Source organism: Stutzerimonas stutzeri (genome assembly GCF_024448895.1).
Classification (GTDB): domain Bacteria; phylum Pseudomonadota; class Gammaproteobacteria; order Pseudomonadales; family Pseudomonadaceae; genus Stutzerimonas; species Stutzerimonas stutzeri_Q.
The window spans coordinates 82,704-98,746 of the sequence record NZ_JAMOIC010000013.1; the positions used below are offsets into that span (position 1 = coordinate 82,704).

General features: G+C 60.4%; 14 protein-coding genes. 9 read left to right on the plus strand and 5 right to left on the minus strand.

The genetic code is table 11. The features are described 5' to 3' along the window. The first annotated feature begins 22 nt into the window (after positions 1-22). Positions 23-1,744 (plus strand): bifunctional isocitrate dehydrogenase kinase/phosphatase, encoded by a 1,722-nt coding sequence (gene aceK / locus NA619_RS16080; RefSeq protein WP_255962859.1) that lies wholly within the window; start codon positions 23-25, stop codon positions 1,742-1,744. Positions 1,745-1,919: 175 nt separating this feature from the next. Then, positions 1,920-2,045: a PA1414 family protein gene (locus NA619_RS25140; protein WP_336605464.1), complete on the plus strand. Its 126-nt coding sequence runs from the start codon at positions 1,920-1,922 to the stop codon at positions 2,043-2,045. 25 nt (positions 2,046-2,070) lie between these two features. Here NA619_RS25140 and NA619_RS16085 read toward each other — a convergent pair whose 3' ends face one another. Beyond that, the gene (locus NA619_RS16085; protein WP_255962860.1) at positions 2,071-2,742 is read right to left on the minus strand and encodes a glutathione S-transferase; all 672 of its coding nucleotides are present in this window, start codon (positions 2,740-2,742) and stop codon (positions 2,071-2,073) included. Between the two features lie 96 nt (positions 2,743-2,838). Between NA619_RS16085 and NA619_RS16090 the strand changes: the two genes are divergently transcribed. Further along, entirely contained in the window at positions 2,839-3,432 is a 594-nt protein-coding gene (locus NA619_RS16090; RefSeq protein ID WP_255962861.1) for a tRNA-uridine aminocarboxypropyltransferase, read from the plus strand. Between the two features lie 8 nt (positions 3,433-3,440). Here NA619_RS16090 and NA619_RS16095 read toward each other — a convergent pair whose 3' ends face one another. Together NA619_RS16095 and NA619_RS16100 are read right to left on the minus strand one after the other, a co-directional pair. Continuing rightward, the gene (locus NA619_RS16095) at positions 3,441-3,842 is read right to left on the minus strand and encodes a YbaN family protein (RefSeq protein WP_255962862.1); all 402 of its coding nucleotides are present in this window, start codon (positions 3,840-3,842) and stop codon (positions 3,441-3,443) included. 15 nt (positions 3,843-3,857) lie between these two features. Then, positions 3,858-4,445, minus strand: a complete 588-nt coding sequence (locus NA619_RS16100; RefSeq protein ID WP_255962863.1) for a YecA family protein — start codon at positions 4,443-4,445, stop codon at positions 3,858-3,860. Between the two features lie 247 nt (positions 4,446-4,692). On the opposite strand from NA619_RS16100, the gene recQ reads away from it, so the two are divergent. The 3 genes from recQ to NA619_RS16115 all read left to right on the plus strand — a co-directional run bounded on the left by recQ (position 4,693) and on the right by NA619_RS16115 (position 9,663). Next, the gene (gene recQ, locus NA619_RS16105) at positions 4,693-6,816 is read left to right on the plus strand and encodes a DNA helicase RecQ (protein ID WP_255962864.1); all 2,124 of its coding nucleotides are present in this window, start codon (positions 4,693-4,695) and stop codon (positions 6,814-6,816) included. Between the two features lie 165 nt (positions 6,817-6,981). After that, positions 6,982-7,419 (plus strand): MarR family transcriptional regulator, encoded by a 438-nt coding sequence (locus NA619_RS16110; protein WP_122164803.1) that lies wholly within the window; start codon positions 6,982-6,984, stop codon positions 7,417-7,419. 285 nt (positions 7,420-7,704) lie between these two features. Continuing rightward, positions 7,705-9,663, plus strand: a complete 1,959-nt coding sequence (locus NA619_RS16115) for a FimV/HubP family polar landmark protein (RefSeq protein WP_255962865.1) — start codon at positions 7,705-7,707, stop codon at positions 9,661-9,663. 43 nt (positions 9,664-9,706) lie between these two features. On the opposite strand, the gene NA619_RS16120 is transcribed toward NA619_RS16115, so the two are convergent. After that, positions 9,707-11,887, minus strand: coding sequence for a patatin-like phospholipase family protein (locus NA619_RS16120; protein ID WP_255962866.1), 2,181 nt, complete (start codon positions 11,885-11,887; stop codon positions 9,707-9,709). Positions 11,888-11,959: 72 nt separating this feature from the next. Here NA619_RS16120 and NA619_RS16125 point away from each other — a divergent pair, with 72 nt between their 5' ends. Then, positions 11,960-12,244, plus strand: coding sequence for a SelT/SelW/SelH family protein (locus tag NA619_RS16125; protein ID WP_255962867.1), 285 nt, complete (start codon positions 11,960-11,962; stop codon positions 12,242-12,244). 30 nt (positions 12,245-12,274) lie between these two features. On the opposite strand, the gene NA619_RS16130 is transcribed toward NA619_RS16125, so the two are convergent. Continuing rightward, positions 12,275-13,207 (minus strand): LysR family transcriptional regulator, encoded by a 933-nt coding sequence (locus NA619_RS16130; RefSeq protein ID WP_255962868.1) that lies wholly within the window; start codon positions 13,205-13,207, stop codon positions 12,275-12,277. A gap of 122 nt (positions 13,208-13,329) precedes the next feature. On the opposite strand from NA619_RS16130, the gene araD1 reads away from it, so the two are divergent. Both araD1 and NA619_RS16140 read left to right on the plus strand, forming a co-directional pair. After that, positions 13,330-14,325, plus strand: a complete 996-nt coding sequence (gene araD1 / locus NA619_RS16135) for an AraD1 family protein (protein WP_255962869.1) — start codon at positions 13,330-13,332, stop codon at positions 14,323-14,325. A 135-nt stretch (positions 14,326-14,460) separates the two neighbouring features. Then, entirely contained in the window at positions 14,461-16,041 is a 1,581-nt protein-coding gene (locus tag NA619_RS16140; protein ID WP_255962870.1) for an aldehyde dehydrogenase (NADP(+)), read from the plus strand. The last annotated feature ends 2 nt before the right edge of the window (positions 16,042-16,043 follow it).

The following is a 16,043-nucleotide window of genomic DNA, read 5'->3' on the forward strand; positions in this document are numbered from 1 at the left end:
TTCATGCAGCGAGAGCAACGATATGGCGCAGCATTCGCCGGACATCGAGATTGCCCGGCAGATCCTTCTGGGTTTCGATGATTACCGCGAGCATTTCAGGCTGATTACCGAGGGCGCCAGGGCTCGCTTTGAACAGGCCCAGTGGCAGGATGCCCAGCGCGCCTCGGCGGCAAGAATCAACCTATATGAGCAGAAGGTCAGCGAAACCGCTGCGGCTTTGCGCTCGGCGGTGGAATCGCAGGTACTACTCGACGTCGAGCGCTGGCCACAAATCAAGAGCGAGTACATCGGCCTGATTAACCCGCGCTTCGATGATGAGCTTTCCGAGACCTGGTACAACTCGATCTTCTGCACCCTGTTCAGTCACGACTGCATCAATGACAGCACCATGTTCATCCATACCACCCGGCCGGCTAACCGGGCTCAGTGGATGGCGCAGACGCGACGCTATCAACCCAGCGGCGATCTGCGAGGCGTGCTGGAGCAAATCCTCAGTGATTTCGCCTTTGACGTGCCCTACGGGGACCTGAGTGCCGATCTGCAGCGGTTGGAGGCGCAACTGCAAATATCGCTGCCTGACTGGGTGTGCAAGGACCCGGAGCTGGTCGTTGAGCTGTTTACCTCGGTGCTTTACCGCAACAAGGGTGCCTATCTCGTCGGGCGAATCTTCACCCGGGATGAGCAGTGGCCGCTGGTAATTCCGCTGTTGCACCGCGAGGGTGACGGACTGGTCGCTGACGCCTTGATTACCGATGAGGCTGAAGTCTCGATCATCTTTTCGTTCACCCGCTCGTATTTCATGGTCGAGGTGTCGATACCCGCCGAGTTCATCGGCTTTCTCAAGCAGATCATGCCGGGCAAGCATGTTGCCGAGCTCTACACGTCGATCGGCTTCTACAAGCACGGAAAATCGGAGTTCTATCGCTCGCTGATCAATCATCTGGCGACGACTGACGACCGCTTCGTCATGGCGCCAGGCGTCCGCGGCATGGTGATGAGTGTGTTCACGCTGCCCGGTTTCAACACGGTGTTCAAAATCATCAAGGATCGTTTTTCCCATACCAAGAACGTCAATCGCGCCACGGTGATCGAGAAGTACAGGCTGGTGAAGAGCGTCGATAGGGTAGGGCGGATGGCCGATACGCAGGAGTTTGCCGACTTCCGCTTTCCCACATCCAAGTTCGACCCCGAGTGTCTGGCAGAGCTGCTGGAAGTGGCGCCGTCTACCGTCGAGCTGCAGGGCGATACCGTGCTGGTCCGCCACTGCTGGACCGAGCGCCGAATGACGCCATTGAATCTGTACGTGGAAAGCGCCAGTGAACAGCAGGTCGAGGAAGCGCTGGAAGATTACGGGCTGGCAATCAAGCAGCTGGCGGCGGCCAATATTTTCCCCGGTGACATGCTGCTGAAAAACTTTGGGGTGACCCGTCACGGGAGGGTGGTCTTTTATGACTACGACGAGATCTGCTTTCTTACTGAAGTGAATTTTCGCTACATCCCGGAAGCGCGATATCCAGAGGACGAAATGTCTTCCGAGCCCTGGTATTCGGTGGGGCCGAACGACGTGTTCCCAGAAGAGTTTCCGCGCTTTCTGTTTGCCGATCTCAAACAGCGCCGGCTTTTCGCCAAGCTCCATGGCGAGCTGTATGACGCGAACTACTGGAAGGGCCTTCAGCAGGCGATCAGCGACGGCAAGGTCATAGACGTATTTCCCTATCGTCGCAGGCAGGAAACGATCCATTAGCCAGAGCGAACCCTTCGCCACTAAGGGGGTCGCTATTCATAAGGGCCGGACGAACGGCTCAGCGTCTGAACAATCTGCAACACCTGCCTCAGGCGATGTTGCGATCGTTGGGTTATGCTGATCTCGAAGTCCCAAAGCTCCACCAAGACCCGTATCAAGCAGGAGGGGTTAGATCATGAAAGCATGGCTCAATAGTGTGTGCTGGAATCTGGCTGTGGCGCTTGGGTTTGTCGAACCGCCTCGGTTGCAACCAATCCCAGTGCGCGCTCAGCGTGACAAGACGTCGGCTCAGCGTCGCTAACCGAAGCGAGCCGGGCGCTGACTGATCAACGTCCCGGTATCACTGGCCCACCCCGTTCAATGGCTCGCTTGTATGCGGGCCTTTCCCGTATCCGCTCCAGAAACGCCGTCAGCCTTGGATAGCTGCCATCTAGCCCGCCTCGTGACTGCGCCGCCTCCAGCGGATAACTCATCTGAATGTCCGCCACGCTGAAGTCTTCGCCCGCAAACCATAGGCTTTTACCCAACTCGTCTTCCATGTAACCCAGATGAAGTTTCAACTGCGGCCCTATGAACGCCTGATTGGCGCCTTTGGCTATGGCACGAGCAACGGGGCGGATGAAGAAGGGCATAGGCCCATTCGATACACGATCGAACACCAGTCGCAGCAGCAACGGCGGCATGGCCGAGCCTTCGGCATAGTGCATCCAATAGCGATACCTCAGGTGTTCTGCAGTATTGGCAGCAGGAACCAGACGACCCTCGCCGTAGCGCTCGACCAGATATTCAAGAATTGCCCCTGATTCAGCCAGCGTCAGCTCGTCGTCAGTGATGATCGGCGACTTGCCGAGGGGATGTACGTTTTTCAGTTCAGGCGGGGCCAACATGGTCTTGGGGTCGCGCGCGTAACGTTTGATCTCGTAGGGCAGTTGCAGCTCCTCCAGCAGCCAAAGCACGCGCTGTGAACGGGAGTTTTCCAGGTGGTGCAGGGTGAGCATCGATATCTCCTCGGCGGTAGTGACCGCGACTAGCTTAGTTCACCCTGTCGATCCTGCGCCCATGTGGCAGAATTCCCGGTACATCCGGAGGAAGCCATGTCTCGTCCTCGCTGTGCCCGATGTATGCGTCCCGAAGGCCACTGCCTGTGTTCTTTGATACCGGCCCTAGCCAGCAGGACATCTGTTCTGATTCTGCAGCACCCGAGCGAAGCCGGGCATGCACTGAACACTGCCAGATTGGCAGCGCTCGGTCTGCTTAACGCACAGCTGCGGATTGGCGAGATGTTCGATGACCTTCCGATTAACGATGGGGTGGACAGCTACCTGCTGTTTCCTGGCGAGGGGGCGCTTTCACTTTCAGAACTGAGAGATCGGGCCGAGCCGATCAGGCTGATCGTCCCGGATGGGACTTGGCGCAAGGCCCGCAAGCAGCTTCATCTGAATCCCGATCTTGCCGCGCTGCCGCGTGTGGAACTTCCCGCGGGACATGTCTCTCGTTATCGCTTGCGCAAAGCGCCATCACCCGGCGCGCTGTCGACGCTCGAAGCAATAGTCGTCGCGCTGAACGAGCTTGAAGGGGGCGCGCGTTTCGATGCGCTGCTCAGACCCTTCGAGGCCTTGATCGACGGGCAGATCGACGCCATGGGCGCCGACGTCTTTCAGCGCAACCACGGGTGTTTGAATGGGTGACTACCCCTTTAACGGGATGGCAGAGTGGGCAGTCGAAGGATGTAGCGCGTTACCAGGGTCGCGCTTATCAGCATGCCAATCCGTGCCCACGGCAGCGGCACGAGCCAGCAAGAGATGCCGATACTCAACCACATCGTGATGATCGTATAGACCTTGGCCTTGTGCGGGATGCCATTGCCTTCGAGGTAATCGCGAAACCAGGGGCCTAACCGGGGGTGCATCACCAGCCAGTCATAAAAGCGCTGTGAGCTGCGCACGAAGCAGGCTGCGGCTAGCAGAAGGAAGGGGGTAGTAGGCAGGACTGGTAGAAAGATCCCAATCACACCGAGCGCAACGCTTAGCCAACCGACCCCCAGTAGTGCGTAGCGCACTACTGGGTTGCGATACTTCGGAATATCGCGATGAGCCAAGAGGATGACCCGTGGTCAGTGCTTGCGTGGTTTGAGAAGAGCAGGCTTCTCGTCGGGCGCGTGGCAGATCAGATAAAGCGCGGTGAGTATCTCAGGGATCTGCGAGACCATTTCTTCGACCAGATCTCGGTCGGTGGCGATATCGCTGAACTCTGGCTGCTCATCGAAGAGCCCGGATCCAACCATGATCGGTAGCAGCAGCTCACTGACTTCCTCTTCGGAGTCTTCGAACCACACCGACTCGCGCATGAACACGCCTTCCATGAAACCGATGCACCAGCCACGCAGATCGGAATCGTCAGGCTCATCGCCCATTTCGAGGTCGCAGGGCAGCTCCATGTCTTCATCGCTAGCGAGCTGGCGGGCGATATGTGCCTTGAGCTGGGTCAGCGTCGCCTCGATGGACTCCCTTTCGGTGTCATCCGCATATTTCGGCGGCTCGGCGAATAGTGCGTCGATCCACTCGCGCTCGGGCACCTGTTCGGAGCAGATGCACAGGGCGGTCAGGTAGCCGTGAGCGGCGATGTAATCGAGCGCTTCCTCGTGCAGGTCATCTGCATCCAGAAACACTTGCAGGCGGGCGAGTTGCTCGGCGAATGACATCGGGTGACTACCTTGGAGAGAAAACAGCGCTGATTCTAGACGAGCTATGGGTCCCCGGCTACCGCACAGCTCAGATGCTGCCGTGGTTGCCAGGAATTTCCCGCCCCTTCGCCTTCGACTGATGAAAAAATTGGCCAGGAGTTCCACAGGAGAGGGCAGACGACCCGGTTATCGCGTTAGCGCAGTGTTCTGCCTGAACGCTGCTGCCGGGTCGCGTATACTCCCGCGTCTTGTTTCGGAGACCGGCATGCTCGATCAGGCACAGCGCATTCTCAAAGATGTATTCGGCTACGACGCGTTTCGTGGCGACCAGGGTGCGATCATCCAGCGTGTGGCCGAGGGCGATGACGCCTTGGTGCTGATGCCGACCGGTGGTGGCAAATCGTTGTGCTATCAGGTGCCGGCACTGCTTCGCGATGGCCTTGCAGTCGTGGTCTCGCCGCTGATCGCATTGATGGACGACCAGGTCGCGACCCTTGATGAGTTGGGCGTTTCCGCCGCAGCCCTGAACTCGACATTGTCCCCCGAGCAGCAGCGCGACATCGCTGATCGCCTGCGCCGTAACGAAATAAAGATGCTCTATCTGGCGCCAGAACGCCTGGTCCAGCCCCGCATGCTGGCTTTTCTGCAGCGTCTGGAGATCGGTCTTTTTGCTATCGACGAAGCGCATTGCGTCTCCCAGTGGGGACACGATTTCCGTCCGGAGTACCTTCAATTGGGGCAGCTGGCGGAGTTCTTTCCCAGCGTGCCGCGCATCGCACTGACCGCCACAGCGGACAAGCGGACTCGGGAAGAAATCGTCCAGCGGCTGCATCTGGAGAACGCCGAGCGGTTCCTATCCAGTTTCGACCGACCGAATATCTTTTACCGCATCGTGCCGAAAGAACAGCCGCGCAAGCAGTTGATGGCCTTCCTGGCGGAGCGGCGCGGCGATGCGGGCATCATCTACTGCATGTCGCGCAAGAAGGTCGACGACATTGCGGCCTTCCTGACCGAGCAGGGCTTCCCCGCATTGCCTTATCACGCCGGTCTGCCAAACGACCTGCGGGCGTTTCATCAGAAGCGCTTCCTCAACGAGGAAGGCCTGATCATGGTCGCAACCATCGCGTTCGGCATGGGTATCGACAAGCCCAACGTGCGGTTCGTCGCGCATCTGGATTTGCCGAAATCGCTTGAAGCCTATTACCAGGAAACCGGTCGTGCGGGTCGAGACGGCTTGCCGGCAGACGCCTGGATGGCCTACGGGCTGCAGGACGTGATCTTTCTCAAGCAGATGCTTAACAACTCCGAGGGCGACGACCGGCATAAGCGCATCGAGCAGCACAAGCTCGACGCCATGCTCTCGTTGTGCGAGGAGACGCGGTGCCGCCGCCAGGTGCTACTGGCCTATTTCGACGAGCAGATGCCCGAGCCGTGTGGGCATTGCGACAACTGTGTCGATGGCGTGCAGACCTGGGATGCCACCGAGCCGGCACGTCAGGCGCTGTCAGCCATCTACCGCAGCGGTCAGCGCTACGGTGTTGGGCATCTGGTTGACATTCTTCTGGGCCGCGACAACGAGAAGATTCGTAGCCTCGGCCACCAGCACCTCTCTGTGTTTGGTGTTGGGAAGGGGCTTTCCGAAGGAGAGTGGCGTTCGCTGTATCGCCAGCTGGTGGCGCGAGGTCTGGCTGACGTCGACCTCGAAGGTTTCGGCGGCTTGCGCTTGAGCGACAGCTGCCGCGCTTTGCTTCGTGGCGAGGTGACGCTGGAGCTGCGCCGAGAATTGACGGCCAAGACGGCCAAATCTTCAGTCAGCGCAGCCAGCCAGTTGGTGCGCAGCGAAGAACGGGAGACATGGGAGGCACTGCGTACACTGCGTCGCAAGCTGGCTGAGGAGCACGGCGTACCGCCTTATGTGATTTTTCCGGATGCCACACTGCTGGAAATGCTGCGGAGCCAGCCGGCGGCTCTCAGCGACATGGCGCGGATCAGTGGCGTCGGCGCCCGCAAACTGGAGCGCTACGGCCAGGCCTTCCTGGAAGTGCTGCAGGGCACGGCGAAGGCCGTCAGGTCCCCTGCGGATGTCCGTCATGAATTGATTACGCTCGCACGTGCCGGGATGACGCCCGCGCAGATCGCTCGCCAACTCGACTGCAGCGAAAAGAATGTATACGCCATGCTTGCTGAAGCCATCGGCCAGCAGCAGCTGAGCCTGGAGCAGGCGCTGGATTTGCCCGAGGAGTTGCTGAGCGAAATCCAGGAAGCGTTTCTCGACGGCGAAGGCGAGTTACCACCGGTTGCGGCACTGGCCGAGCAGTTTGCCGGCCGCGTACCTGAGGCTGTCCTGTTCTGTGTTCGCGCGTCGTTGCAGGCTGAGTTCGAACTCTGATCCACCAACTGACCGGCTTCCATGACAACGCTTCGCTTGTTCGCCGCGCCGTCTAGCACGGCGGTCTGCAACACAGGGTTACGCACCGCGCCAATAGTCGCCTTGCCTCTATTCGGGAGCTGTGGTTAGCTCGCTAATAATTAGTTTTTCCGGAAAGACCGTTCCATGTATCCCGACCAACACCGCTTCGCGATGCAATTGGCACAACTCTCGCGTGGCTGGCGCGCTGAACTGGATCGTCGGCTCGCCGATCTTGGCCTGTCCCAGGCTCGCTGGTTGGTGCTTTTGCACCTTGCCCGATTCGATCACGACCCGACACAGCGCGAGCTTGCACAGAGCGTGGCAGTCGAGGGGCCAACGCTGGCGAGACTGCTGGACAGTCTCGAAGCGCAAGGGTTGGTGCATCGCAAACCTGCCCCCGGCGACCGTCGGGCCAAGCTCATCACCCTGGGCGCTCCGGCTCGCCCGCTGATCCAACGGATCGAAGCGATCTCCACCCAGGTGCGGCAAGAGCTGTTCGATGGCATCGACGAAGCTGATCTGCGCAAATGTCAGCAGGTACATGAGCGGATCCTGGCTAACCTGGTCACAGCCAAACGCTGACACGCCCCTGCCAATGCTTCTCCCAAAGCGCGAAGGGCAACTGACGTCGAGTAGCTAGCTTTCGTGCGGCTACTTTCCAAGCTGCCCCTGCATTAAGGCGACTCCGTCCACCACCGTCTGTCCCACGTAGCTAGGCGATGCCATCGAGTGATGGCACAATGCCTTATCGCGTTAACCGACGAACTGCTTCAACCTTTTGCATATTCAGTCGATAACCGCGTCACAGTTCAACTATCGGACAGTGGACTCGGCAGACGTGCGCCGAGCGCCGCTTGCGGAGATGCCATGGCACTAGGTCGTCGAGTCTTGTTAACAGTAGCCACGGGCTCCCTGATCTATTCAGGTATGGCATCGGCACTGGGAATGGGCGATATCACGCTCCATTCTGCGCTGAACCAGCGGTTGAGCGCGGATATCGAGCTGCTGGACGTAGGCGATCTATCGGCAGACGAGGTCCGCGTCGTGCTGGCCTCCAGCAGTGACTTCTCACGCGTGGGTGTCGAGCGCGTGGATTTTCTACAGGACCTGATTTTCACGCCGGTGATCGACGGCAATCGCAGCCGAATCCGGGTGGCGTCCAATAAATTGGTACGCGAGCCTTACCTCAACTTCCTGGTCGAGATCACCCGCGCCAGAAGCCGGATACTCCGTGAGTACACAGTGCTGCTCGATCCGATGCCGAGCACGCCAGAGCCCGTCAGCGACGTGGCCTACAGCGTTCCGCAGAGCGCCTCTCCGGTTCGCGACGAGTCATCACGTTTCGTTCCGCCGACCGAGCTTCCTCAGGCTGTACAGGGCAAGCGTCACCTGGTAGCAGGGGGTGAAAGCCTCTGGACGATCGCCAGTCTCTACACCGGCGGCGGCCGCGGTGCACAGTCTCGCTTCATGCAGGATATCCAGGCACTGAATCCCGATGCGTTCACCGGTGGCGATGCCGCGCGGCTCAAAGCCGGTGCGAATTTGCTTTTGCCGGACTGGGCTGAAGCGACCACGGCATCAGTTACCGAGCCCGCCCAAGAGCCGGTAACTGCACCCATCGCTGACTCTCTGCCCTTGCCCGTTCCTGCATCTGCTGACCCTGAGCTGCTCGACGATCAGGTCGCGACCTTGCGTCGTCAACTGTTCGAAGAGCTGGCCGCCAGCCGCGAGGAAAACCAGCAGCTCAAGCAGATGCTGATGGACATGCAGTCCCAGCTTGAAACCGTAACCACGCAATTGGTGGAGCAAAGGGCCGAACAGGCTGTCGCTCCGGAGCAGGCGGTGGCGGCAGATGATGTCTCCCAAGCCGGTGCGGAGTCGGCCGCTGTTCCGGTGATGGTCGCTGAGCCAGCACCGCAATTCAGGTGGCAGGATTGGGCCTTGCCTGTCGGTGCCGTGCTGGCGTCTCTGTTGTTCGGGGCGCTCTGGCTTGGCCGGCGAAACAAGCCCAGGGCACCGGAACCCGTAATTGTGCGAGCGGTGCAGCCGCAACCTGTTGCGGCTGTAGCTGCACCTGCTGCACCTGCTGCACCTGCTGCACCTGCCGCCGTGGAGATGCCCCGGCAGCCGGCGCAGGCCTCGGTCAGCGAGACTGACGTTCTTGAGGCGGCGGACATCTATATCACCTACGGTCGTCGTGACGAGGCGCTCGATGTTCTGCTGCGAGGTATCGAGCGCACGCCGAATCAGCTGGATATCCGTCTGCGCTACCTCGGGCTTCTGGCCGAGTCTGGTGATGTCGAGGCCTACAGTTCGGCGGCCACGGGCTTTCTGGATGCCGGTGGCGCACGCGCTCACCTTGACCAGCTCCTGGCATTGCATCCCGCGCTTGCTTCGGCAGTGGCTGCCACTGAACCGGCGATGCCTGATGTTTTCCTCGATCCGGATATCACGTTCGTGCTGAACGAGTCGCTGGAGGCTGACTTTCTCGATCCGGCATTCGAGCCTGGCACGCGGGACCCATCGTTAGAATCCCCGCGAGCCCTTCCGGCGCAGCCGTTGATTGAGGGCTTCGACGAAGCGCTGACGCTTGGCGAGCTGCCCTTGCTGCTTGGCAATCATGAGCCGGTCGAAGCAAAGCCGACAGCCGAGGAGCTTCGTCAACTCGAGCCGAACCCGGAACATCTGGTGCGGCTCAACCAGGCCGTTGCCTACATCAAGCAGGGCGACATGGAGAGCGCTTGCATCATTCTCGAAACCCTGGCGACTGAAGGGGACGAGGCGCAGCGCCAACAGGTCAACGATTTGCTCGCGCAGATCGCCTGACGATAATCGACCGCAACATCGACCGCGACATCGGGCGCAGCCATCAGAAGCTGCGTCCAAGGTTCATATACAGCGCGCGTTCGGCCTCATCGTTCAGCCCGTAGCTGAAGTTCAACGGCCCCAACGGGGTTTCATAGCCTATGAACACGCTGCCCGCATTGACGTAGCCGCTGTCGAAATCGTTGTCGTTGTTCCACACCCGTCCGCGCTCCAGCGAGGCGCCAAGATAGAGCGGAAAATCCAGCGGCAGAAATGAACGCGGCGTCATCTGTCGGAAGTAGATTATCCTCGCCAGGCTGATGTTCTGGCCGGCAAGGGCATCCTGTCGAAATCCTGATAGCTGCCGCGCCCCGCCCAGTTGAAAACTCGAAGTAACCACCTCGGCTTCGTCCAGTGTGCGTCCGTAGCGGCCGCCAAGGACGAACGTATTCACGCCTTGGCTGACGGCTTTGTCCAGGCTGATTTCCCATTGCCGGTAACGTTCATCCGAGCCGAGCGCTGGGTCGAATTGGCGTAGCCCCAGGCCGATATCCTCTCCTTCGCGCGGGAAGTCGACATTGTCGAGCGTGTCGAACGAGTATTGGAGCTGGTAATAGCCTTCCTCGAAGCTGAAGTCCGGTAACTGCCGATCGCCAACGCGAATGTTGGCTTCGCCCCAGCTCTGCCCGATACCGAATCGGATTTCACCGTTATTGGAAATCTGGCGTCCCAGGTTGAGCCCGTAGCCGTACCGTTGCAGTCGGTACTCGGCGATGGGGTCGTTATCCAGAATCGCATCGACATTACGCGCTTCGGCGATCAGGTTGGGCGCGACGAACCAACGCGAGCCCGCATCCAGCGGTTGATAGAACTCGCTGAACAGCTCCTGCCGATCTCCCAGCTGCAGGCGTGTGAGCCACTCGGCACCCAGTTCGTTGATGCCATTCTTGCGGAAGCTGGCGCCGATGTTGAACGCGCTGTCGCCTTGAAAATCATCCGAGAGGTTGATGCCCAGGCGCAGATAGTCGGTGCCGGAGCGCTTTTCCCGGGTCGTGATCACCAGCGTATTGCCCGCGCTGGCGTGAACGACGCGGTATTCGACCTGCTCGAAATAATCCAAACCGTACAGGGTGCCCATGTCCTTTTGCAGGTCCTGCAGGTCAAGCGGTTTACCGACGTCCTGGCGAATGTAACGGCGAATCACGGCATCCCCAACTTTCGAATCATTTTCGATCCGAACTGCGGTGATCAGCGGCGTACGCGGTTCGGCGGACCGGGCAAGACTTAAGGCAAGATTTCCGCCGCTCTCGCTGCGCATTGTGGCGAGACGACCCTGCAAGGCTTCGGCGGCGCGGTAGCCGGCATCGATCAGTTGCTCGGCGCGATCGAAGTCCGTGGAGCCGAAGGCGGCAAGCATCGGCTGCACCAGCAGGTCTTCCGGGCGGAGCGTGGCCAGCTGCGCTTCGGAGTTGCGTCGGGTCATCATCGTAGTCGTTTGATTGAGTACGTCGACCACCGTCAGGAGCTGCTCACGCGGCAGCAGTGGCGTGCCGATGTCGACGACGATCAGTCGATCCACGCCCATGTCACGGGCGACGTCCATGGGAATGTTGTCGACCATGCCACCGTCGACCAGCAGTCGGCCATCCACCTCAACCGGTGCGAACACCGCCGGAATGGACATGCTGGCGCGGATGGCCTGTGGTAGATGACCGCTGCGGAATATCACCTTCTTGTCGTTGGCGATATCGGTCGCGACTGCGCGAAATGGAATGGGCAGGCGATCGAAATCTCTCGTATCGCTAGCATGCACCAGCAGCCGTTCGAGCAGCAGCGCCAGGTTCTGTCCCTGAATCACCCCGAGAGGCAAGCCGAGGCTGCCGTCGTCGCGAAAGCTCAGCTTCCGTTTGACCAGGAAATCGAGGTCGTCCTGCTTTCGTCTGAACGGAATGTCCTGGCGCGGAGGATCGTCGGAGAGCACTTGCTGCCAATCCAGTTCGAGCGCCAGTTCTTCCAGTTCCTGAACGCTGTAGCCAGACGCGTAGAGTCCGCCGATGACCGCGCCCATGCTGGTGCCAGCGATGGCGTCGATCTGCACACCCTGTTCTTCCAGCGCCTTCAACACACCGATATGAGCGAGACCGCGCGCGGCGCCGCCGGACAGTACCAGGCCGGTACTCGGACGAGTGTCAGCAACGCCTGCAAAAGGGAGCAGCAAGCACAGCAAGAATAGGAAGCGGAACATGGCAACACCAGACGGAAGCGCGCGAAATGGCGGCTATTATAGGCGGCCAATCCGCGATCCGAGCGCTGCCCAATGGCCGATATCAAACCGGAAATTGTCATCACCTATTGCACTCAATGTCAGTGGTTGCTTCGCGCCGCCTGGCTCGCTCAGGAGCTGCTTTCCACTTTTGCAGATGACCTGGGCAAGGTTTCGCTGGTCCCGGCAACAGGCGGAACCTTTCACATCAGCTGTGACGGCGTGCAGATATGGGAGCGCAAGCTGGATGGCGGATTTCCCGAAGCCAAGGAGCTGAAGCAGCGGGTACGGGACCAGATCGATCCGCAGCGTAGCCTGGGGCATAACGACCGGCCTTGAGCAGGCTCGCAACTCATATTGCCGCGGCCGTCAGACCGAGAGCTGCTCGGTCTGCAACTCTTCCAGCAGCAGCAGGGCGGCGGCCGACAACGTACTGCCACGCCGGGCGATTGCCCCGTAGGGTTCGCTACGTGACTGCAGCGCCAACGGCAGCCGGCGGATCATGCCGAACTTCTCGCTGAACTCGGAAACGGCCAACGGCATTACCGCGACCAGCTCCGGGTCTTCCTGAAGGAGGCTGAGCATCGTGAAGGTAGACGCGGTCTCTACCGGATAACGCGGAAACTCCAAACCGCACTGGCTGAACTCGCGCTCCAGCAACAGGCGCATGGGCATGTTGGCGGGGTATACCACCCAGCGGTAGATGCTGAGATCTGCGAGGGTGAGCGTGCCTGCGTGCCCAGCTGGGTGGTCCGGGTGAGCCACAACTGTTAGTTGCTCGGGGTGTAGCGTCAGGCAGTCGTATGCGTCCGGCCGTTGGCTGACACTGCTTCGGCAGATCGCAAGATCCAGCCGGCCTTGGTCGACCAAGCCCAACAATCGCGCGCTGGTGTCCTCGATGATCTCCACCGATAGCTCGGGCTGCTTTTGCCGCAGCCGGCCCAATGCACGCATGAGCATCGGCACCGCGCCCATTATCGTACCCACGGAGAGCCGTCCTCCCTGGCCCTGCAGTATTCCGACCATTTCCTCACGCAGGTGCGCCAGATCACTGTGGATCAGCCGCGCGTATCGGATTACGCAGCGGCCCAGGTCGTTGGGCACTAACCCCTGGCTATTACGGGTGAACAGTTCGGCGCCGAAGGTGTTTTCGATCTCATGCAACGACTTGGTCGCGCCGGGCTGGCTGATGAACACCTGCTCGGCGGCGCGATGCAGCGATCCTTGCTCGTCGAGGGCAATCAACAACCGCAGCTGCTTGAGCCGAAGGCGGGAAACGATGGAGGGGAGGGCGGCAATCATGGGATGACTGGAAGTTATCGCTCAATCAGAAGCCGTCATTAGGCACCAGCGCAGGCGGTTTTTAAAGTGATCGCAACGAACCTCCATGAGGCGGGCGTCATCACAACGAGAGGAAGGTGCGCATGCGGTTGATTCAATTCGAAAACGAGCAAGGTCGCAGGCAGGTGGGACTGGTCACCGGTGAGCGTGTCGAGGTCCTCGCCGGAGCGAGCTGCACCCGTGAGCTGGCGATGGACGCGATACGGGCCGGGCGCAGCCTTGCTGATCAGATCCAGACGCATGCGCGTGAGCCCGGCCCGCTGTACCGAGACGTGCTCGAGGCGGGACGCGTGTTGCCACCCCTCGATCACGAAGACGCCGCCCATTGCCTGGTCAGTGGCACGGGTCTGACTCACCTGGGCAGCGCCGCGACGCGTGACAAGATGCATCAACAGGGCGAGCAGGATGACACCAAGCTCACCGACTCCATGCAGATGTTCCGTTGGGGCATGCAAGGCGGCCGCCCAAAGCCGGGTGACGTCGGGGCTCAGCCCGAATGGTTCTACAAGGGTGATGGCAGCATCGTGGTGCGTCCTGGTGGAGACTTCCCGGCGCCGGAGTTCGCCGAGGACTACGGTGAAGAGCCGGAGCTGACGGGCCTCTACGTGATCGGCGATGACCGACGGCCGTATCGTCTGGGCTTTGCCCTGGGCAACGAGTTCGCCGACCATGTACTCGAGCGCAAGAACTACCTGTACCTAGCGCACTCGAAGTTGCGCTACTGTTCATTTGGACCCGAGTTGCGGGTTGGATCCTTGCCAGCACATCTGGCGGGAACCAGTCGCATCCGTCGCGGTGGTGAGGTGCTTTGGGAGAAGGAGTTTCTGTCCGGCGAGGAGAACATGTGCCACAGCCTGGAGAATCTCGAGTATCACCACTTCAAGTACGCACAGTTCCTGCGTCCGGGTGATGTCCATGTGCATTTCTTCGGTACTGCAACGCTCTCGTTTGCGGACGGGATCAAGGCTCAGCCGGGTGATCAGTTTGAAGTCAGCCTGGACGAGTTTGGCGCACCGCTGCGCAACGGCATCAGCATTTGCCCACCGGGTATTTCCCCGGGCGGCGTGAAGCCACTCTGACGTCCCTCCAAGCCAGCGATTGGCTGCAACACAACCCGGCGCATGTATGTCTGCCGGGTTGCCTCGTTTCAAGCTCTTCGCTCGTAGCGGACAGGGCGAAGCCTCATGAATCCATGTAATCAGAGGAGACATTCCATGCCCGATATCAGCGGTCAAAACTACATCGCCGGCGCTCGTAGCGCGAAAGGCACAGTCATCGTGCAAAGCCTTGATGCCAGCACCGGCGAGACCTTGCCCTATGAATTCCACCAGGCTACTGAAGAAGAAGTGAATGCTGCCGCGCAAGCAGCGGCCAGCGCCTATCCTCAGTACCGTTCCCTGTCTGCCAGCAGGCGAGCCGAATTTCTCGACGCCATCGCCGATGAGTTGGATGGCCTGGGCGATGATTTCGTCGCGCTGGTCTGCCGCGAAACGGCATTGCCGGCCGCTCGCATTCAGGGTGAACGAGGCCGCACCAGCGGCCAGATGCGGCTGTTCGCCAAGGTGCTGCGTCGCGGCGACTTCTACGGCGCGCGGATCGACCGCGCGTTGCCGGAGCGCAAGCCACTGCCACGACCGGATCTTCGTCAATGCCGGATGGGCCTTGGCCCGGTAGCCGTGTTCGGCGCAAGCAACTTCCCGTTGGCCTTCTCCACAGCGGGTGGCGACACCGCATCGGCGTTGGCGGCAGGCTGCCCGGTGGTGTTCAAGGCACACAGCGGCCACATGGTGACGGCCGAATGCGTCGCTGACGCAGTGATCCGCGCTGCGGAGAAGACCGGCATGCCCAAAGGCGTGTTCAACATGATCTACGGTGGTGGCGTCGGCGAATGGCTGGTCAAGCACCCGGCCATCCAGGCGGTGGGGTTCACCGGCTCGCTGCGCGGCGGTCGCGCCCTTTGCGACATGGCTGCGGCGCGTCCGCAACCGATTCCTGTATTCGCCGAGATGTCCAGCATCAATCCGGTGGTGGTGATGCCTGATGCGCTCAAGAACCGCGGCGACGCAATCGCCAACGAGCTGACCGCTTCGGTGGTGATGGGCTGCGGTCAGTTCTGCACCAATCCTGGCCTGGTCATCGGTGTGCGCTCCCCCGAATTCAGCGGTTTCCTGGAGCAGCTGACCGGCTTTATGAACGAGCAGCCCGCGCAGACCATGCTCAATGCCGGCACGCTCAGCAGTTACGGTAGCGGGGTAGAGCATCTCAAGAGCCATTCCGGAATCAGTCACCTGGCCGGCAAGGACCAGCAAGGTAATCAGGCGCAACCGCAGCTGTTCAAGGCGGATGCACAACTGCTGATCGAAGGTGATCCGCTGTTGCAGGAAGAGGTGTTCGGCCCGACTACCGTCGTGATCGAAGTCGCTGATCGGGCTGAGTTGATGCGCGCGTTGTCGGGCCTGCATGGCCAGCTCACCGCAACGCTGATTGCCGAAGCCAGTGATCTGGCCGAGGCGGCCGATCTGGTGGCGCTGCTGGAGCAAAAGGCGGGACGGATACTGCTCAACGGCTATCCCACCGGGGTGGAAGTCTGCGATTCGATGGTGCATGGCGGGCCTTATCCGGCCACTTCGGACGCGCGCGGTACGTCTGTTGGTACCTTGGCGATCGATCGCTTTCTGCGGCCTGTGTGCTACCAGAACTTCCCGGATGCGTTACTGCCGGAGGCGTTGAAGAACGCCAACCCGCTGGGCATCAAGCGTCTGCTGGATGGTGAAACCACCGACGCGGCAGTCTGAAA